General features: G+C 34.2%; 19 protein-coding genes. 3 read left to right on the top strand and 16 right to left on the bottom strand.

All coding sequences use genetic code 11. From position 1 onward, the window contains the following. Positions 1 to 213: 213 nt before the first annotated feature. The 6 genes from ACSQ2E_RS04600 to merR1 form a co-directional block, all read right to left on the bottom strand. Complete coding sequence (locus tag ACSQ2E_RS04600; RefSeq protein ID WP_201449567.1) at positions 214 to 1,560, bottom strand: dihydrolipoyl dehydrogenase family protein; 1,347 nt, start codon at positions 1,558 to 1,560, stop codon at positions 214 to 216. A 127-nt stretch (positions 1,561 to 1,687) separates the two neighbouring features. Beyond that, positions 1,688 to 3,328: a mercury(II) reductase gene (gene merA / locus ACSQ2E_RS04595; RefSeq protein ID WP_159362656.1), complete on the bottom strand. Its 1,641-nt coding sequence runs from the start codon at positions 3,326 to 3,328 to the stop codon at positions 1,688 to 1,690. A 15-nt stretch (positions 3,329 to 3,343) separates the two neighbouring features. Continuing rightward, positions 3,344 to 3,682, bottom strand: a complete 339-nt coding sequence (gene merP / locus ACSQ2E_RS04590) for a mercury resistance system substrate-binding protein MerP (RefSeq protein WP_079533371.1) — start codon at positions 3,680 to 3,682, stop codon at positions 3,344 to 3,346. A 15-nt stretch (positions 3,683 to 3,697) separates the two neighbouring features. Then, complete coding sequence (gene merT, locus ACSQ2E_RS04585; RefSeq protein ID WP_079533369.1) at positions 3,698 to 4,000, bottom strand: mercuric transport protein MerT; 303 nt, start codon at positions 3,998 to 4,000, stop codon at positions 3,698 to 3,700. Further along, on the bottom strand, positions 3,997 to 4,266 hold the full coding sequence (locus ACSQ2E_RS04580) for a hypothetical protein (RefSeq protein WP_079533368.1): 270 nt from the start codon (positions 4,264 to 4,266) through the stop codon (positions 3,997 to 3,999). The genes merT and ACSQ2E_RS04580 overlap by 4 nt, the downstream gene beginning before the upstream one ends. A 13-nt stretch (positions 4,267 to 4,279) precedes the next feature. After that, the gene (gene merR1 / locus ACSQ2E_RS04575; protein WP_079533366.1) at positions 4,280 to 4,678 is read right to left on the bottom strand and encodes a mercury resistance transcriptional regulator MerR1; all 399 of its coding nucleotides are present in this window, start codon (positions 4,676 to 4,678) and stop codon (positions 4,280 to 4,282) included. A gap of 613 nt (positions 4,679 to 5,291) precedes the next feature. Here merR1 and ACSQ2E_RS04570 point away from each other — a divergent pair. Further along, positions 5,292 to 6,317, top strand: coding sequence for a hypothetical protein (locus tag ACSQ2E_RS04570; RefSeq protein WP_159362657.1), 1,026 nt, complete (start codon positions 5,292 to 5,294; stop codon positions 6,315 to 6,317). Between the two features lie 275 nt (positions 6,318 to 6,592). Here the strand turns inward: ACSQ2E_RS04570 and ACSQ2E_RS04565 are convergent, their stop codons facing one another. The 5 genes from ACSQ2E_RS04565 to ACSQ2E_RS04545 form a co-directional block, all read right to left on the bottom strand. Further along, complete coding sequence (locus tag ACSQ2E_RS04565; protein ID WP_159362658.1) at positions 6,593 to 6,784, bottom strand: hypothetical protein; 192 nt, start codon at positions 6,782 to 6,784, stop codon at positions 6,593 to 6,595. Positions 6,785 to 7,168: 384 nt separating this feature from the next. After that, positions 7,169 to 8,530 carry a UvrD-helicase domain-containing protein gene (locus ACSQ2E_RS04560; RefSeq protein WP_159362659.1) on the bottom strand — a complete coding sequence of 454 codons (1,362 nt, stop codon included), beginning with the start codon at positions 8,528 to 8,530 and terminating at the stop codon, positions 7,169 to 7,171. Next, entirely contained in the window at positions 8,518 to 10,284 is a 1,767-nt protein-coding gene (locus ACSQ2E_RS04555; protein ID WP_159362660.1) for an ATP-dependent nuclease, read from the bottom strand. The genes ACSQ2E_RS04560 and ACSQ2E_RS04555 overlap by 13 nt, the downstream gene beginning before the upstream one ends. Positions 10,285 to 10,437: 153 nt before the next feature. Beyond that, positions 10,438 to 10,629, bottom strand: coding sequence for a sigma factor-like helix-turn-helix DNA-binding protein (locus tag ACSQ2E_RS04550; RefSeq protein WP_397554287.1), 192 nt, complete (start codon positions 10,627 to 10,629; stop codon positions 10,438 to 10,440). Positions 10,630 to 10,901: 272 nt separating this feature from the next. Next, positions 10,902 to 11,231, bottom strand: a complete 330-nt coding sequence (locus ACSQ2E_RS04545) for a HepT-like ribonuclease domain-containing protein (protein WP_159362662.1) — start codon at positions 11,229 to 11,231, stop codon at positions 10,902 to 10,904. 588 nt (positions 11,232 to 11,819) lie between these two features. On the opposite strand from ACSQ2E_RS04545, the gene ACSQ2E_RS04540 reads away from it, so the two are divergent. Next, positions 11,820 to 12,299, top strand: a complete 480-nt coding sequence (locus ACSQ2E_RS04540) for a hypothetical protein (protein ID WP_159362663.1) — start codon at positions 11,820 to 11,822, stop codon at positions 12,297 to 12,299. Positions 12,300 to 12,425: 126 nt separating this feature from the next. Here ACSQ2E_RS04540 and ACSQ2E_RS04535 read toward each other — a convergent pair whose 3' ends face one another. The 3 genes from ACSQ2E_RS04535 to ACSQ2E_RS04525 form a co-directional block, all read right to left on the bottom strand. Further along, positions 12,426 to 12,686, bottom strand: coding sequence for a hypothetical protein (locus ACSQ2E_RS04535; protein WP_159362664.1), 261 nt, complete (start codon positions 12,684 to 12,686; stop codon positions 12,426 to 12,428). 320 nt (positions 12,687 to 13,006) lie between these two features. Continuing rightward, complete coding sequence (locus ACSQ2E_RS04530; RefSeq protein WP_159362665.1) at positions 13,007 to 13,315, bottom strand: helix-turn-helix domain-containing protein; 309 nt, start codon at positions 13,313 to 13,315, stop codon at positions 13,007 to 13,009. A gap of 19 nt (positions 13,316 to 13,334) precedes the next feature. After that, positions 13,335 to 15,434: a hypothetical protein gene (locus tag ACSQ2E_RS04525; RefSeq protein ID WP_397554282.1), complete on the bottom strand. Its 2,100-nt coding sequence runs from the start codon at positions 15,432 to 15,434 to the stop codon at positions 13,335 to 13,337. A gap of 385 nt (positions 15,435 to 15,819) precedes the next feature. On the opposite strand from ACSQ2E_RS04525, the gene ACSQ2E_RS04520 reads away from it, so the two are divergent. Continuing rightward, on the top strand, positions 15,820 to 17,106 hold the full coding sequence (locus tag ACSQ2E_RS04520) for a hypothetical protein (RefSeq protein ID WP_159362667.1): 1,287 nt from the start codon (positions 15,820 to 15,822) through the stop codon (positions 17,104 to 17,106). A gap of 137 nt (positions 17,107 to 17,243) precedes the next feature. On the opposite strand, the gene ACSQ2E_RS04515 is transcribed toward ACSQ2E_RS04520, so the two are convergent. Both ACSQ2E_RS04515 and ACSQ2E_RS04510 read right to left on the bottom strand, forming a co-directional pair. Continuing rightward, a complete protein-coding gene (locus ACSQ2E_RS04515) occupies positions 17,244 to 17,426 on the bottom strand; it encodes a hypothetical protein (RefSeq protein WP_159362668.1) in 183 nt (60 codons plus the stop codon). A gap of 863 nt (positions 17,427 to 18,289) precedes the next feature. Beyond that, entirely contained in the window at positions 18,290 to 19,762 is a 1,473-nt protein-coding gene (locus ACSQ2E_RS04510) for a hypothetical protein (RefSeq protein WP_159362669.1), read from the bottom strand. Between the last annotated feature and the right edge of the window lie 721 nt (positions 19,763 to 20,483).

The raw sequence follows: 20,483 nt of genomic DNA, 5'->3' as shown, positions 1-20,483 counted from the left end.
GCGAGGATTTTATATATACAAATCAAATACTTGAAAGTCGAGGTACCGTCGGGTAAATACAGACGTTAAGGATTTTGAAAGATAAAAAAGCTTAATTCCTCATTATTTTTAGTGAGAAATTAAGCTTTTGATTTTCACCAATCGCGCCCTTTTCTGAATAAGCGTGTGCAAGAGATAATGGAAAAATCGTGCTGAAAAAACATCTAATAAAAGTTACAACATATGTGCGATGTCCGAAGCTACTGTTGGATAGGCAAATATCATTTGTTTCATTTCTTTGGTTGAAATTCCAAAACGAATGGCTGTTGCAAAATGATTAATAAGTTCATCGGCTTCATTACTAATCAAATGAGCACCGACAATTTGATCATGATCTTCGTCAATCAGCACTTTAAACGCAGCAAAGTCCTCATTTGTCCGTTTATATGTAAACCAGTCGGAGATGTTTTTCTGCTTTACTTTAATATTCCGACCAGAGTTTTGGGCTTCCTCCTCGCTCATACCTACCGATGCTATTTTAGGTACGGTGAATACAGCAGATGGAATCACGGGATATTCAATTTTTTTGCTGTTCCCTTTCAATAAATTAGATGCTACGACATGAGAATCTGCACTGGCTACAGGTGTGAGGGGCAAGCCATCCGTTGCTGCAGCATCCCCGGCTGCATAGACTTTCGGGTTACTTACACTTTGCAAATACTCATTAACATGGACACCATGTTTTTTCCTTTTTATATTCCCTTTTTCAAGATCCATATCTAAGGCAGGGACCCTTCCTGCACCATGAATAACAATGTCTGCTTCAAACCGAGTTATATCCTCTTTTTTTCGAGCGTACACATGAAACTTTCCTTGTTCTTTTTCAATGGATTCAACGGAATGTTGAAGATGTACCTGTATGCCAATCTCTTTCGACTTTTCTAAAAGGATATCTACAAGATCTATATCAAAATTCTCCAAAGGTCTTTGACCTCTATGGATAATATGAACTTCTGATCCAGCACGTGCCGCGATATGAGCAAATTCAAACGAAATATACCCCCCACCAACAAAGACGATTCTTTGTGGTAATTCATCCAACTCTAAAAATTCATCACTATAAGTAAGATGTTCTTCTCCTTCTATAGGCAAAGGAGTAGGTTTCGCACCACTTGCGATTAAGAAATAACTCCCCTCGAGCACTTCTTTATTCACTTCAAGTTTGTCCTCACTCACGAAAGATGCATTGCCATGATACGTATCGATTCCCTGTTTATTCAATGCTTGCTCTTTTTTTTCCGGGATATGATCTGTAAAGGTTCTTTTAAAGCTCATAAGATCTTTCCAGTTTATGGAGAATCCAGACGGTACCCCATTATTAACCATCCGTTTGTTCCAATCAATTAGTTCGGCAGCACCGTGCAAAACTTTCTTTGGGTCACATCCACGTAGTGCACACGTGCCCCCAAACGGCCTGTCATCGACCATAGCTACGCTCCAACCGGCTTTATTACATTTTGCTGCTGCAATTGAACCCGCAGAACCTGTACCAATAACAATAAGATCGTATTTCTTAATCATTATTATCCTCCTCACAGAATATTGATTCTATAATACGTTTGCCTTATTTCTATCAAATGAAACCCCGTACCTTATCCAGGGTTAGAAAAATCCACCGTCTTGCCTAAACGGTGGATTAATTGTGTTGTTATCCCGCACAACAAGATAATTTTGAAACATCTTTATCAAACGTCAGGGAAGCTAATTTCAATCCCTCTGCCATGGTTAAATATGGAGCTAGGGTTTCACGGAGATCTTCCACAGTTAACCCAAATTTAACAGCCAATGTTGCCCCATAAATCACATCTCCTGCATTTTCTGCCACCACATGAGCTCCTAGTATTTTCAACGTTTTTGAATCTGCAACCAATTTAAACACACCAGTCGTCTCTCTATTTACGAGTGCACGGGGCACTGCATCTAACGGCAATACGGAGGTTTTCACTTCATACCCTTTTTCTTTTGCCTGCTTTTCAGTCAAACCAACCGTCGCAATTGATGGAGTCGTAAACGTAACCCCTGGAACCAATTCTAAATTAAGCCTTTTGTTCAGTCCACCAATCGCATTTCCAGCTGCAACTCCGCCTTGATAGGCTGCCACATATACAAATTGAGGTCCAAGCGTGACATCTCCTGCAGCATAGATGCAAGCATTTGTAGTTTTCGAATAGTCATCAATTATGATTTCACCACGCGAACCTGTTTCAACGCCTGCAGCAGGTAAATTTAAACTTACCGTATTAGGTGTTCTTCCTGTGGCAATCAGCAATTGTTCTGATTCAATGATTCTCTTCTTGCCATTGACTTCAATATGAACTTTTTTTATGTCTCCATCTTGTTCGATTCGTTTATAGGTTGCTCCTTTCACAAGATTTATTCCTTGTTCAACTAGAGCTTTTTCCACTACTTCTGAAATCTCCGAATCATAATCTTTTAAAAGACGTTCACTTCTTTGCATTAACGTAACTTCTGAACCTAAATTATGAAAAAGTTGCCCTAGTTCCATACCGACATAACCAGAGCCAATGACTGTAAGACGTTTTGGCACTTTCTTTAATTCAAGTAATGTGGTGCTTGTTAAATAATCTACTGTATCTATTCCAGGAATGGCAGGTAAAGACGGTGAAGCACCTGTTGCTATTAAAAATCGTTTCGCTGATAGCTCCGTTCCATTCACTTCAACCGTTTTTTCATTTACAAATTTTGCTTCCCCTTTGATTAATTCAAAACCGTAGTCATCAATTAAATCTACATATTTCCTGTTTCTAAGATCCGTTACCAATTCATTTTTTTGCTTGATCAATGGTGCCAAATCCACCTCACCAGCTGACGTATGCAATCCTACAAACGGATTGTTTTTGGCTAAATGATTGATTTCACCAGCTCTCAACAAGGTTTTTGAGGGAACGCAACCAATGTTCACGCAGGTCCCACCAACTGTTTCACGTTCAATAATAGCCACCTTTGCCCCATATTTTACAGCTTCAATGGCTGATGAAAAGGCAGCCCCACCGGAACCGATGATAATGTAGTCATAATCGCCTTCTTCGCCTAGCTTTACAGGCTCATGCAGTTGTACTTCTTTTGCTTCACCTGGCTCGTATTTGGCTTCGGCAATCGCATTTTTCGCTGTTTCCACCTTAACGTCACTTGGAAGTTCAAATATAGCTTCTCCGCGACGAAAATCGACCTCAATCTCTTTTGCCCCCATTTTTTGAAGGGCGACAGCTACATGTTCTTCACAACCCGTACATGTCATTCCTTGAACGTTTACTTGAAACTTTTTCATGTAAAATTCCTCCTTCTACTCGACTCCAAGGCCAAATTCCGATACAGACATCTTTATTGTCTGTAAATCCGTTTTCTTATCATCAAAGGCAACCGTTACTTCGCCTTTACTTCCACTGACTTTAATGGTTGTTTTGCCAACACCATCTACTTGTTTCAAAACATCTTTAACAACTGAAGGCGGACAACAATTCATACCCAAAACCGTGAATGTCCCTGTTTTAGTTGTTTCAATGGTAGCTTTTACATGCTCCTTAGCATCTATAGTATTTTGTGTTTCTTTTTCGTTATTACACGCACTAACCACGAACAAAAGCGATAATAGCATCATAATCTTGATTAAGTGTACTCTCATATAAGCACCTCATTTTTATAATCCACCTTCAACTAGAAATAAAAAAAGAAACATACAAAAAACGAAAAATGTCGTGAGCCATAAGCCGATGATAGAATTTTTTCTTTTTCTCTTTCCTCCATAAACCATGTAAAAGGAGTAAGCAAGAAGGATAATCGTAACGATGCTAAACAATAATCGATATTTAAATGAGTAGAAGGCTAATGCTCCGGCAAAACCGGTTAAACCCAGGGGTATAAAAATCAACGGACCCAGGCAGCATCCAGCCATAACAAAAGCAGAAAATATAGTAGTTAACTGAGACACTTTTTCCTTCATGATTTAAACCTTTCCATGCTGCAGCAATCATGAGTTGTTGTTTCTTTCTTTGTTTCTCTTTTTGTTTCTGGATCAAGTTTTCTCCAGCCCTTGAAAAGGGCGAATAAAAATAAAAGACCCATCACGATGAAAATAACATCTTTAAATTCCGTAAAGTATGAGCCTAGTGCTGTACCTGCAACCAAAGGAAGCAGTAAAAACAAATGGCACGGACATGTGATTAGTGCGAAAAGAAACCAACCTGAACTTTTTAGTGTGTTTTTCATCCTGTTGCACCTCTTATTTCCTCATCAGTGTTTCAATAATGGGGCATTCATAAATATCTTTATTTTCGGGACATCTTTCTTTTAGATCCACTAGCATTTGTTCAATTCTTTGAAGATCTTCAATTTTACGCTGGATGTCCTCTATCTTAAGAACAGTGAAATCATACATATCACGACACTTCGCTTCATCGCGATCGACAACCCCTAGCAATTTATCAATTTCATTTAAGGTAAATCCCAGTTCCTGCATCCGTTTTATAAAATTCAATCGATCAACTGTTTTCTTCGAATACATTCGGTATCCGTTTTCGGTACGATTAGGCTCTGGAATTAAGCCTAAACGCTCGTAATATCGAATGGTCTCCTTGTTAACGCCGCACTTTTCAGCCAGTTCTCCAATTCGAAATTGCATTTATCTCACCTCATACAAAGTATAAACCCTGTACTATAGTACAGGGTCAAGGGAAGTATTATATACTATATTATCGATTTACTATTTTAAACTGCCATTTTCAAAAAGCTTTATTCAACAATATGGCCCTTTAATTGAACATCCGTTTAGAATTCAACAATAATAGAACGGAAGCCATAAAAACTTCCACTAGACACTATATTTTTCCAACTACCGAATGTACCCGATTAATAATCCTGTATTATCAACTCGCTTGATATAAAAGACTTTGATAACACTATTTTTGTAATAATACGAAGAATAATCTGTATTCTGATCAAAGAGAGGTCTTATTCCATAAGTAGAATAATCGTGTATCCTAATTTATTACTATTAACTTTGCTATGAGAGCTTGCTGCTATAGTTCAACTTCACCACAAATGAGTGTTTTTGCTCCTACTTTACAGCCATAGCATAGCAATCCCAAGGAATTTAATAAAAGGTCTCGTTGGCTTTAAATTTCTTTCAAAAAGGAATTGTTTATTAATATTTAGGAAAAAATATAAAAAGCCTCTTTGAAAATCTTTTTGCGTGTAAAAATACTAATCAATCATATAGGGAAGGGGGAGGGGAAATGTTAAGTTTGCATGATAAAAAGACAATAGAACCCAGAAAGTTCTTTAGTAATGAAACAAAAGATTTCACTCCGTGGCTAGTTCAATATGACAAAATAAGAGAATTAAGTGACGTGATAAAGTTAGATATAGAAGTAATAGGAAAAGAGGTGAACGCCAAAAACCGAAAAAGAGTAGATGTCTTAGGCAGAACAAAAGTTTCAAGGGAAAATGTAGTTATTGAAAATCAATTAACTGTAAGTGACAACGATCACTTCTCAAGGTTATTACAATACGGGGTAAGTTTCAATGCAAAGTATCATATATGGATAGCTCCGGAGTTCAAAGAGGAACACCAGGATACTATAAGAGACTTAAATGAAAAATGTGCAGGTAGAAGCTACTATTACTTAGTGCAATTTATACCGCAACTATTAAAAACAGGAGAATGTGTGTACGAATTTAGGTTAGTGGTTGGTCCTGAAAAAGTAGAGGTGGGTTTAAAAGAAAATAACGTTATTAGCACTGCCAGCAGTAAGCCCTCCTTAAATGAAAGCTTTAGAAAAGAGCAAGTAGCTAAAAGTTCAAATCTTTATCTGCCAGTAAAAGATACGTTTGATAAAAACCTAATACACTTCGCAAACATAAGGCTTTCAGACATTATAGAGCTTTCAGATTCTAAATTATGGAAGGAGTGGGAGCCCAAACCAGATTTTAATTACAATGGATACATGCATGATTTCATAGTGCGACATCAAATTAACCATCTAGATAATGGTAAAATCCTAACACTTAGAGAAGTTCAATATATCTTTAGATTCGATGATTTTTTTGAGTTGAGAAAACATGTGAACTACAGAGTCTTAAAGCCTCATATATTAGATGGAAAATTAAAGGCGACAAAAGGCAATGATCGTAAATGGCTAGTGAAAAGAGAAGATCTAATCGAATATATTTATGAAAATTATATAGCTTTTGTGCCAAAAACATCAAAACTTGTTGTTAAGTACACAGATACGTCTCAATGTGATATGTCGCCTTCTTAAACAGTCGGGCAAAAGTATGCTAGTTTGAACACTCAGATCACACATAAAGGAACTTAGATCGGCTTATAGATATGACAACTGCCTCAAATTTAAATGCCATTTACTTGATGCTACTAAATTAAACAGCTTCTATTAGTATCAACTTTATAGTCTGGCACAGGTAAAGAGCTCCAAGTGTTTTCATTTTGTAATAGTTCTACCTAAGACATTACAGCTATCAAATTGCTTAAACCTACCCAATGTACTATAACTCCATAGTAAGCAGTGGATGTTTTTTATTTAGCATGCTCTATTTTCTTTTGATTAAGAAAGAAAACTTTGGCTAACTCATTGGTGTCAAGGTAATATTTTTTCATAATACATAATGCATTTATCTCCCCATCAACCCCTTTTCTGCTATTTTCATTTATTTCTGGTCCTCTACCACTTTTACCTATTTGGTTTCTAATTATATTTCTGTAGTTCATTTTAATGTCACCCCTATTTAAGTAATTAACAAGACTATTTATAGTTAATTGTACTTACTTTTAAAACTATTAAAGTCCTTTCTTTCTACATTATAAATTCTTATTATCGTGTTACCATCTAGCTAAAGTAAATATTTTCACAAAGTAATTTTAACGGGACTTTTGCACAATATGAGTCAAATACGAAAAAACAATCACTTTCAAAGTGATCGCGTTTAAATATAATTCATAACAAGTATATTTATACTGTTTAGCAATTCTCCTGTTGTCTTTTTCTTGTATAACCAACTTAATACCCAATTGAAAGCGAGATAACCATTGTACCAATTTCACTTTAGCAACGATCTCAACAACCTCAGTTTCTTAACAGTTAAAGTACCAAATTTAGGTCTTTAACTCTGCTATACCTAACTTATTAAGTTGTTCATGAATGTATTTATGGCCATACTTTTTTTCCACCTCGGTTGTAAGCAACATAGTTAAGTCACGTTTAGAACGAGTAAGTGCTACATATAAATAGTTCCTCATTTTATTGTAATCATCTACTTCTTTAAATAAATAAGGAGCAAGTTGAGTGGAAATTATAAACAAACAATTATAGCCTTCTAATCCTTTAATAGCATCAATGGAACCTACTAATATACCTGGTTCACTTGATAATGCACTATGATATGCATTTACAGCAGAACCAATCTTACCTTTGTCATATTTATCTAGACTTAATGTAAGTTCTTTTTCAAGTCCAGAAAAGATTTTATAAGTAGGAATTCCTCGTTTGATAGATTTAACAGTCTTTTTTTTAAGCACATAAACAACTTGATTTAAATTATTCTGTTTTACAGAAGATGCCTTACGAGCTATTACAGTTAATTCGTATGATAATTGCTTCTCTGTTTTTGTTACATCTTCTCTATGAGTCTTAAAGCGGGCATTCCTCTGGTAAATATATGCTAAATCGTACTTTGCACATTTAATATCTTCTTGAATTGTGGAGTTTGATTCCAATAAGTATCGTAATGTTCCCTCTTCTTTTGTTGAAGTCTGATGCTCTGACTTTGATATGAAGCTATTTGAAAAATCTACGTGTAAACTAGGGCAGCGGTGGTTCTCTGACTTATAGTCAACCGATAAATCACCTGCAATAATATCTCGAAAAGCTCCTCTATTTCTAAGGTCTTGTTTAGGGTCACCTATCAAATTAACGTTGATATTATAATTCGCAAGCATTGTTAATACCTCTAAAAAATCTTTATCCATATCTTGTGCTTCGTCCACATATATGGAATCTAAGTATCTAGACAACATTTTCAAGGCATTATTACGCCTGTGTTTTATCTTCGCAGTATCCTTGTTTTTACCACAAAGAAGATGTTTGGCTGTCTTCGTTACATCTTCTACGTGTAATATATGTTCCCTTCTTAACTCCTTTTTCTTAATTGCTTTAAAGGCCGGTTTAGGATGAAGGGGTATCTGCGAAGCAGATTTATAAAGATCCCCATAAACTAAGTGATTAAAAGGATAAATTACTTCTTTTAACAAAAAAGAATGTATAGTTTCAATTTTTAATTGTTTAGGAATGCGTCCTTCGTTTTCTATAACTTTTTCTTTTATTCTATCTCTTGCAGCGTTTGTATAAGTGATAACGTATATTATTTTATTATCAGTAATCTCTTTAAGTCTTGATATTACGAGTTCAGCCATTGAGGTTGTTTTACCGGCTCCAGCTCCAGCCACTACAATATACATGTTTTTTCTCCCGTAATTAAAAAGTGAATGACCTCTCTAATGTGGTTGGGCATTACCACATCTTTTAATTCTTCAGTTCCTATGTCTCGACAAAAGTGTAACATTGTATCCGTCTTAGCTCCCCTCCACTTATCTGAAAGGTTTTCTTTAGTATCAATACCTTCCCAGCCATGCTTGGTAGAAAAGTATGTTTTCAGCTTTTCAAAATTAGTACTAGTGTTAACAAATTCAGGTTCCAGGGTATACTCTTGTGTAGTTGTTACATAAATATTCGGATAATGATTATAAGCCTCATGATCTTCTTGAGCCTTCCTTTGATTGTCAAAATCTCTAATTATGCCTATTTTATGGCTTGTATTTTGATTCACTTTAAGCCATATATCAAGCATATCTCTAAAGCCCTTATGTAAAGAGATTACTTCAATATCATTCAATTGTTCATTTTGTGTACTTAGGTAAGATTTGATAAGCATTTCCTCGGTTGGACCTTCTACTAAGATGCAATTCCTTGAGTATAGAAACTTTAGAAAGTCTAAGTTAGGTTTTTTGGCTAAGTAATCCAATTGGTCACCTTCAAGTTCTTTCTTTAGAGCATAAGTGCTTCCTTCAGCTAATATTGCTACATTCTTTAAATCGAGCTTATCAAGAAACTCCGCGCTATGTGTTGAAATAAAAAGTTGTAGTTGGTTGTTCCTATTCATCGTCGAATTTATAAAACTAGCTAAAAGGTGTTCATTGCTTACACTTAAATGAGCTTCAGGTTCTTCTATTGTTAATATGTTTAAAGCTACATCACTTTCTATGCTTAACGAATTCAACATGACGAATAAGTAGATTAGGTTTCTATATCCTAAACCTTGTGAATTTAAGGATTCATCACCATAGCCTAAACGCACATTGTTTAGTAAAGAGTTCATTGTAGGAACATTAGGTAGCAAAGTAATCTTTCCAAAAAAATCTTTAGCATTTTCTAAGTCCGATGATTCCTGCCAATTAAATACCTCTTCTAAGCTACTAATGTTTTTTAAGTCATTGAAGAATGTTTCATATGATTGTTCCACTTTCTTTTTATCATCTGTATTCATCTTATTATGCAAGAGAGATACTAGTGATTTAGAGCCTAACTGAGAAGATTTATTTGAAAAATCATCTCTTTCAGCAGCTAGTGCATTATATTTGAAGTAAGCCAGGTCTGTATAGGAAACCTTTTCATTGGTCGAGGGTATGATTGTTTGGTACTTATAAAACTCGATTGGAAGTAAATTCATCTTTAAATCATCTATCGAATCAACATCTTGTAATATGTCTGAGATGTGGCGAAGTAAATCTTGAGGGTCCTCAACCTTATATTCATACCTTATAGTGAATAAGGGTGTGTCATTATCTAAATTAGTAGTCCAATTTCTAACATAATATTCTTCTGCCACTTTTTGGGGAGTAAGTGTTACTTCAACATTTACAAAAGGTATATGGTCAATAAATTGATCTATGTCGCATGTACTATTTTTAATTTTTTCTAAGTTTCCTTCTATGAAAGAATAATATTCTTGCTTAGCGGCACTATTAATGTCTTGCCATCCGAGATTTTTATTAACCGCTCCTATTTCTTGATTCATAAAAGGAAGTGTTATTGCTCTAAGTAGATTACTCTTACCGCAATTATTATCTCCAATAAAAACTACAATTTTATTTGTATCTAGGTCAACTGCTCTTAAGTTTCGGTAATTATTGACCTTAATATTTGATATCTTCAAATTAAAGCTCCTTTACCTTGTTAATAGTTAAATGCTATCTTTAATTTCAATTAAAGAATAGCAGTCTATTGGTTGCTCCTCTCCTCTGGAACCGCAAATCATGCCACACACCTAAAATAATCAGTACTTATAATCGATGTTATAAGAACTACCTCAATTCATGAAGAAATTAACCTTGTATATTTGACGTAGGAAATCCACCAATTTCCTTTCACTCTTGTAAACTAATTGTCTTACCCTTTCAGGAGTAACCTCAATGATCTCCGCGACTTCCCTTAGTTTTAAGGGTTTTCCTTTTACACCATAAACAGAATCTAATACTATCTGTTCTCTCTCGGTTAACATACTTTTATGATTTAGATAAACACTTATAAACCTCTTATACTCTTCTGATTCTTTGTTATGTAGGATATTATAGTATCTTTTCCTTAATCCGATTTTTCTGATTTTTTCATATATATAAAATGAAGAATTTCTTCTTTGGTTACTTCTAACACAGCAACACTCCCCCAAAAAAACCTGATAATACATACTTCGACATTATGTTTAAAAATACCTACTCGACATGTAAAAAAGTGGATAATTAGTTCCCTAATCACCCACTTTTTTAGATTAGCCTATTTACTTTTTATTTCAGCACATTTGGCTCTTAGTGTAATTGTATCTACTGTTGCTATTTCCCATATTTCTGATAAATCTAGATTGTCGTATTCATTTATTAGAGTATAACGAAAGCCAATTATCTTTTCCCAAGGAATATGGGGATTATCTTCCTTCTCTTTAATAGGAATGTTTTTTGCTGTTTCTCCAATTAGTTCTAGATTCCAAATTACTGCATCAATAATTAACCTCGACTTTTTGAACTCTTCAATCGACAGTCCTTGTATATATGTCTCTATGCTGTCTGCAGCATTAATAATCTTGTCAATAAAATGAAATTGGCGCATTAGGATAAATTCACTTCCTTTAGTTTTTTTGACTAGAAATAAAACTAGATATAAAACGATTCCTCAGTCACTATCTTGGTAGATTAAAGCCTCGACATACTTATTTTGATAGGTGCTTTATTAGTTGCGATTTACTTATTATAATAAAACAAATAAGACTAGATGTAATTAGATGGATGAAGTTAGTACTGCTGTAAATGGTTCGTAGTTATTTATAAAGGGCAAGATTATGATGAATAAAACAAGCGTTATCAGAACCGAATAAGAAAAAATGCTTCTAAAATAAAGAAATACTTTCATATTGCGTTACAAAGATAAGAAACACGGAAGAGTACTTAAAAACGAATAATAAAATATTAGTGAGGAGATTTTCTAGAAGTATGTTCCCCTTTAATCTCAAAAATAATGGCTGTAGCAAGGTTATGCTATTTGTACCACAAAGCAAATTAAAATGTGCGTTCTCAGGAGCTTAGGGATTAATACTCATCCAACATTAATACTCAATTAAGTGTGCATGGAAGGGTATGAAAAAGCCTTGCTTATAGGTATTGAGAAATTTTTTGAAATGCTGTTACGAAGAAACCGGGAATGTCTGCAACGGAGAATTTCTATTTGTTTGAGGTTCATATTGAAGTGTTAAAAAAATTATTTCCAATAGCAGGAGGTGATAAAATGTGTAGCGATGAATTCAAGAAAAAAGTGGAAGAATTAGTAGTCAAATTAGAAGATGGTGTTGAAAATCCAGCCCTTTTTCAAATTGTGGAACAGATTGTGCTTAGTGATTCAGAATTAGCAAATTTCTTTAAATCAAAGGAGATTATTATGGAAAAGTTAACATTGAAATTAGAACCTCAAGCAATTACATATGATGACATGGAGTCGTATTTGCCACCAAAATGGGAAATGCCGCGAGAGGGTAAGATGCTATACACAGATGAAGAATTACAACGAGCTTTAATATTGATCATGTATAACCTGGGAATCCATAAAAGTTTAGAAGTCATCCCTGACGATTTGATAAAAGTCTATCTACGTAAAAAAACAAAATTCACCGAAAGTAAGGACTGATTTAGCTTTGACAGTTGGAGAAATTAATCAAAAGATACTGGAATAAATACTATTGATTATAAAGACACTTTAAAAATATGGAAATCATCTGGGATGAATAAAAAATAGAGTCCAATTGAAATGTCTTTATAAATCTTTTACTTTGGTATCTTTGTTTATAAACTTCCAGTAGAACGTCTCAATTGAGTTTTTATGCCACTGCTCAGTAAGGAGATCATTTACATTAAGTTTCCCAAGTTGTTCTCTCTTTGATTTCATTTCAAAGTAGTCGTCTATATGACTTTTAATTTCCATTAATAATTCATCCCTATCTAAATCTAACAGACGGTCATATTCCTCTTTAAATGGATGCGATTCACTAATTGATGGCCTATTTTCCCACTTCATTACAAGCACTCCGTTCTGAATAGTATACTGGAGGAACTTTAAAATAATCCCATAAAAACTCTTCCCTTCCAGGATTGGAAATATACTTAGTTTTTTAAAGCTATCTACTTTATCTTTATTAAAAAGATATTTTTATGAACGGCATATTCACACGTTCCTTAACGTAATTTAATTAACGCCCCCTTAGCTTAATAAAGAAAAAGAAAGATTTAATAACTAGTTTACATATATGTCTTGACAATAAAAAACGTACTGTTAGGTTCGTTGGGAAACCCAGTACGTTTTCCATTCTGCACCTCTATAGTAGACATCTTATTACATTATTTATAGTTTTGTATCAACTCTTTCCTTGTCCAATAATACAAGAAATTCTTTAAGTCACTTCCTACCACATGATAAGGTGCACGACCAGTTGTAGTTTTCAGTTTCCAAGAACGGCACCATCTTCGAACCGTTTCCTCTGAATATCCTGTTATATAAGATATATCAGAAGGCGTAAGAAGGTCGTTATCCCGGATTTTTTCAAAAACATGAGGGATGCTCCCTTCAAAGCCATATTCATGGATATAACCTTCAAACTCCTCCCAAGAAGAGTACTTTGAAAATATTTCTAGATTTTGATCTTTCATTAGCTTCCCCCTTATTGAGCTAATTAATGTACATTTTTTCTTTTTCCAAGCTCTCTTTCATCTCAAACCATTCTTCTATGGTTAACCCCTTGGGCCGCTTCCTTAGTTTATTTAATTGCAGATTAATTTCATCTAGACGTTTTGAATTAATCTCATTTAACTCATATTCCTTTCTTTCCTGACTGCTCTTTTTACTTTCCTTCTCTTCACTTTTTATTTCAAAATCCTTTGAAGAATGCAGGTTCAATTCCTTTTCCCACATAATCAATTCTTTTCGGTTCCATGGAAAGTTAATCGTGTGATTTAAAACAGTATAAAAATCATCATCTGATATGGGTGCAGTATAATGCATTTCTCCAATATCTCCAGAAATTTTATGCCGCATTTGTATATCCGCAGCCACTTTTTGAATCCTACCGTTTAATCTTTCAATAGGTAACCTTACGCCAAAGCCCTCAATTAGATTATTCATGCTCCGCCTTGATGCTTTTAACTCAAAATCTCTTCTCTGCTCATACGATAGAAAATCCAATTGCGTTTTCAACCTCGTCATCACATCTGTCATAATTGCCGACTTGTATCCCTTTTCTGGAAATAGATCTTCAGGTCTGAATAAAAATCCCTTCCCCCTGGGCTCATTCTTTTGTTTTTTATACAATCGTTTCAAGTATTCATTTACCCGTTTTACAGTACCTGCTGGAATTACCGTACCTAGTACGGGGTGAGATGGAGAATTTTCATGTTTTGAAGCTTCACGAGGGATGTGAAGTTCTCCCCACCCCCGACTATTTAATTTTATATATCCTTCCTTGTCTAATAAGAAATATTCAATTTTGAGTTTTCTTACTTCGTACGGTCTAGTCCCTGTAACACAGCATAACTCCCAGATAGTTGCATTTCTATAAGGGTCATGAGAGCCAGGATCATTAAGTAGTTTTTCCCTCACAATAATCATCTCTTCTCTATTTAAGAAAGACTTATTAACTTTATTAATGGTCTCTCCAGACGCTAGTTCACTATAGTTTGTTGGAAACTGATTTAAGAAGGACTCTATTCTTAGCTCCAGTTGCCCATACTCAAACCATTTATCAGGAGTCAATGCATCGTTTTTTAGACGTTGTAGTATCCAAGCATAAAAAGGCTTAATAGTTTGGAATACGTGGACGGCTGATGTAGTCTTAGATTCTGTCATAAATGCAAATGCATCATCCTCACTAATTTGTGTGGGATGGAACTTATTTGAGTCGTATTTCTCCTTTTCATCTTGTGTAAGAAAGGCATACCTCATCTTAGGTTTTTGATCAATATTGCACCGAGCACAAATAATTCTAAAGAAGAATGTGGCCAAGGCACTTCTTAGTTTGGCAAGTGTTTCTTCTTTATTTGCAATGTGTTTTTTTGCCCGATAGTTGTTGTGTGATATTCTTCCCCCCTTTTTTCTAAAAGATAGATACTCTTCTATTATCTTCTGCTGTTGACTGTTGAGCACAGAAAAATTCGAGTTCTCATTTGCTGTATTTTTTGAATGCATATATTTTTCCTTCTTTTTAGCAAGAACAAGGCTTTCAACTTCATTTAAAGACATCGTATCTATCCCATATTGATTTTCTTTAACTGATAATAGTCCTTCTTTTTTATAACTTAATATAGTCACATCAGAAACTACTATCCCTCTCTTTTTTAGTAATTTAGCAAGAAAACCAGTTGTTAAGTTCTCACAATGCTCTAGGAAGTCGTATTTAAAAAAATATATATAGGCACCAAAGATCGGGTCGAGTTTTTTTCTGCGTAATACTTTAACAAATAGATGATCGTATTGCTTTGAATCAATCATGTTCTTTATCTCTGAGTTGGTTTGAGTCACCCCTTTAATGAGCCCACCGATGTTCAGGTAATTCGGGTCTTTGGTGTAATTATTAAATTCCTCGCAAGTTTTTTCATATAAAGCCTTAATATTTGGAATTGCTGTCTTTAGAACAAGATCCTGCCCATATTGTGTTGCATCTCCAGTAAACCATGCCTCGTGCTTGGGAAGGCTTTTTAAGACACTGAAGAATCCTTCAGAGATTCCCCATTCATTACATGCAGCATAAATAGTCATAAAATCATTGGATTTCATTTTAATCACCTCTAAGTATTAGTTTATCCAGCTTAAAAACTGACATACACACACTGCACCCATCACCTAGCTTTTAAGGCTTATTAGTACACCAACCAAAAAGAGTAATTTGTTGGCTAATGTGTGCTCTGAGTATATGTATAATTTTTCTTCAAAAAAAACAAAAGCACCTGAAAACATGCCCGTATAATAAAGTAGGCATGTTTCTGGTGCTCCCAGTGTAAATAATAATAATTTGCGGAATTAATTTAATTTAATCACATCAATGTAGAATTAACAAGGACAGGGGAAATGGATTTATAACTACACCTTTTAATTCTTTAATAATTTTTAGAGAATTCAATTTTATGTATTATTCAGTTGAATATTGGAAATGCTTCACAATATGGAAAATCATTTAGTTTTAGAATGCATAGAAAAGTATGGAAAAACGCCAAATGAATTATCAAGATATTTACAAGAAAATAAACTTACTATTACTGAATTCGCAAGGAGATCAGGGAAAAATAACAGCACTGTCGGAAAACATTTTAAAAAGTACGGTGTTCACCCTTATAAATTACCTCTTGCAGAAAAAGCGGAGTTTATTTGTAAGAATTGTAATACTACCTTTGTTAAAGTGATACGGAATTCACCTATTTATAATCAATTCTGTAGTCAAAGCTGTTTTGCAGATTCTCAAGTAAAAGAGTTCGATGAGTCAAATTTTAGGTTCAATACCAAAGAATATGAATTCTTTGCGCCTGATGAAACACTTGGAACATATGACATTGTAGGTAAACAAAAGAATTTTCGTAACAAAGAAATTTGCAACCACTTCTTTTTTAAATACGGGATTATTAATAAAATAATCGCTTATCCTTTTGGTGTTATGTTAGGAGACGGTAATACCTTTCCATCAAAAAAAAATGCAACAAAGACAGTATCAATATCGCAAAAAGACCATGATATTGTAGAAAAAATTTCCAAATTATTAAACTACACCAATGAACTAAAAATAGTAAGAGATAAATATAAAGAATTAAGAATACATAGTCCATATCTATTTAATGACCTAGTAGCTTTGGGGTGTGTTCCAAATAAGTCATTAGTAGTGAATTATCCATTAATCCCAGATTCATTAGATAGTACTGTAATTCTCGGATTAATAGATGCTGACGGATCTTGGTTTCATAGGAATAGTCAGTTGTTTCTTGCAATTTGTGGTAACGAAAAACTTATGTATGGAGTATATTTAAAAATCAAAAAACATCTAAATATAACCCCCTCTCATGTTTGGTACCCTATTGATCATAATGATTGTAAATCTGAGTCATTTATGAAGATGTTATTTTGCAGCCGTGATTCAATAAAGATTCGTGATTGGTTGTATGATGGCGCGGAAATATATGGAGAAAGAAAGCATAGTATTGCTTATGAAGAAACTTTCAATTATAAAAAACAATTCACAACAACTCACATGGCTGCCTACTTGGGAGTATCTGTAGATTTTATAAAGAGTAATTTAAAAAAGCATCCACACCTTCCAGTACATAAAACTTCTGGTGGTTTACGTTATTTTCTAAAGGAAGAAAAAAAGCAGTGGGTAGACTTTCTGCGAATCCAACTTGAAGATCCAAAATCAAGACTACCCAATAAAAACGAATTAATTAACAAGTGGCAGGTGGTGTAATGGATCGTAGAACTTAACCTGCCCGGTCTTTATATACCTTACCCCCTAGAACATCATTTTTCTATAGCAGCTTTTGACGCTTATGGACACCTTTATCACTCACTATAAGGAAGAAAGAGAAGTATATGTTTAGCTTTCTAAATCAATTCCTTACTATCAAATTCTACTGAATAGGCATATTGATGGTTGATATAACCCCACATTTCCCTCCCCTTTCCGAAACGGCTCATATCTTTTTGGGTAAACAAATTATCTATATTGTCTGATTGGTCAGATTCAACAAAAGATAATGAATGCTGAATTGGATCTTGGTTTTGCATATTTTGTTTCTCCTTGCTTAACGAGAATTTAAAATAAAAATTAATCGTACTAATTTTTAAGTATTAAAAAGCACCGTTCTATACTTGTAAATAAAACACTCGTAATGTGTGTTTCTAATCCCGTTTTGCCCTTTTCTAGCTCTTTACTTATAATAGCTCGCTAAATGAATCTGATTTCCCCTCCTTTTCTAGACTTTTTTAAAATAGTCTACCTGCACTTTCAGATAATCTCTTTCCTCTTCTATTGAGTTAAAACTTTTACATGGTCTCCCCCTTGAGAGTGGATCTTCCAAGCAACAGGTTCAGCTTTGTCGATGTAAAATGTTTAAACCTGTATTCTCATGTAGCCGGTCTTATCAAATATGTTTGAACTAACGATAAATCGGAATACGGTTTAAAGAAAACAGATAATAGCTTCAATAACAATACTCATAACAAACCTAATTACAAACCCTATTACAAAAAACATTAGGAAAATGCAATTGACGGTATTAGAAGGATTGGATCCATTGATATATATGTAATTCACGTTTTTTTGAATTTTTTAGATTACAGCAATTTTTCACGAGTATCGGAATTGTGCTTTTTATGACTTAGAGAAGTTCAATAAAATCTTTTAATGCTATAGGAAGTCGTATAGGAGTAGAAGTAATGGCTTTTATAGAAACGATAATTGTTTTCATCTGAAAAATAATGGAAGTAATGAACACAAAAAAACCAGTTTTTCCTCAATTGGGAGGTGGAACTGGTTCGTATTATTGTATGCAATGTCTATTTTTATTTGACTGTGCTTAAATATGTTCTAAAGATAAACACGAATAAGCCGTTAGCTTTAAATTTTTCAAAAGCAAGGCAACGGCTTGTTACGAATTCATATATTCTTCAAACATGGCAAAATGATTCTTTGGTTTTGGGTCTGGTTCCTTACTGCTTTCTTGTATGCGTTGAGCAAGAGGTGTTTGTTTCTTTTTGAAGAAACGTACCACTTGTTTGAGTTGGTTAGCTTCCTCCTCTAGGTATTTATGTTTAGAGAGTTGAGCATTAGCAGCAAAAGATGCAATGAGTTTTTTTGTGTTCACTGCTTCTAGCAGTTCGAAAGGTTGATGGATGCCTGCTTTGACACCTTCTACTCTCAACATCTTGTATAACTTAGCTTCGTGAACTGCGTAAGTGGTTTCAATGGATTCTGCTAAGTATATCCATGGCTCCTCTGCAGCTAGACCTGAGAGTAAATCGTAAGCATTATCAATTTTCTTGATGTCTTGATCTATTAGAACCTTATGTTCATCAGACGAGTTGGCAATAAAGTATTTAATAAGTGTAGGAATATGGGCGCTTTTTATTGGGTTTGACAAAGAAGTGCTCACAAATCCGCCTAACTGATTTTCAAGAGTACTCAAAATAACCTTCTTGATCTCTTCTAATAAATAGAAATCTGTGAAGGTGTTTACGGCTTTGCCAACAAGGTCGTAATAAATTATACTTTCATTTTTTTCTTTGAAGTATTTCTGGAGGGCTGTACGGTATATCTCAAGTCCGGCAATGCCGAATTGTTCTATCAATGATTTCTTTCTACCTATGATGAAATTAAATGTTTCTGCTTTCATATCTTCATGGCACATATGGTAACGTTCAGCCAATAAGCGAAGTTCCGCCTTACCAGCTTCATTCTTAATAGCTTCTTCATTGAACAAAATATGATTCACTTTCAGATCGAGATTGTGTTTTGGTTTGAAATATTTGCTAGTGCGTGATTTTTTATTATTTTTAAACCCGAAAGTTCTATGGAAATCGGACTTGTAGTGGGTTGCATTATTGTCGATTGGTTTTTTATGTCCTTGGAAGCGCACTGAAATATAGCCATTATCGATAAGAAAGAATAGGTCTTCTGTCATATCTTTATAGCTATCGTAAATATTTAGTCCGTATTCGCGGTCATGCAGTGTATTTTTGTACAGGTTTTCAACGGCTACACGTGTAAATTGATTCCTTATATTGTTTGTAGCGATGTATAGGAATAGACGAGTCTGATTTTTAGATAGGTTTTGGAAATCAGCTGAATTGTAAAAAGGGATATGCTTAAGGTAAGAGTCATCCCCATTTGTAGGCAGGTGGAAATGAGAAACATAATAACCATTTTCGTAGGTTATAAGTTTCTTACCTTGATATGTAGTTTCACGTAACTCATTTAAAGCTTTATGTAATTCGCGTCTGTCGCAATACATCTTTCTCCTTACAACTTCTTTGTCCAGGTGAATACGTCCGTCGCGATCCACGAAAGGAGTTAGGTGAAAGATTAAGTTTAAAGCGGTTTGAGAAATGTTTAACTGTTTCATTGGAAAGTCTCTAAGTAATGTTCTATCTAGCTTTGCGGTATGTATGCTAAAACTCATGATTATCACCCAAATTTTTGTATATATGATGTAAATAAATAAAAAAAGGACCACAAATGAACCGATGCAGGTACGAAACCCATCGTTTAATTTGTGGTCCTTCCACTTTTTTGTATATTAAATTACTTTATTATTTGATAAAATGATTGTACTTTTATTAACTCATATTATTTAAAAAAATGCAATCAATACCTAAAAGAGATTATGTATTTCCTCGGCTGGGAACTTCTGTATATAACATACCATGCAACCCAATTCTTGTAAAGGTTATTTTTAATTATTTTTGATGAATGAATCAATTCTTTTATCAATGTAGTTTTTAACTCTGTTGATGCGGGAGGATTTCTAAGACTTTAGTAATCTGTATTCAAAAGAATATAGGAATTAATCATTTATTTTCTTAATAAAAGCGAACTCTTACTAGAATTAATTCTAAAAGTCATAAGAACAATTGAGCATTTTGCAATTAAAAATTGACCCCGCACGTTACCAAAAAAATTCACAAAGCACACATTTGATTTTTTAATGGGGTTTTTTCGTGATTTTTTTTCTTGAAACGACTTAAATTGACTTATTTTAACGTATTTAATAACTTCGCTCGCATCCAAAAGGTCAGCGGTTCGATCCTGCTATGCTCCATATACCTAAAACCCTTGATATTCAA

Origin of the sequence: Rossellomorea sp. LjRoot5, assembly GCF_964253455.1 — a bacterium.
In the GTDB taxonomy this organism is placed as follows: domain Bacteria; phylum Bacillota; class Bacilli; order Bacillales; family Bacillaceae_B; genus Rossellomorea.
Note: the sequence above shows the minus strand (reverse complement) of the source record. Positions and strands in the feature narration are given on the sequence as shown.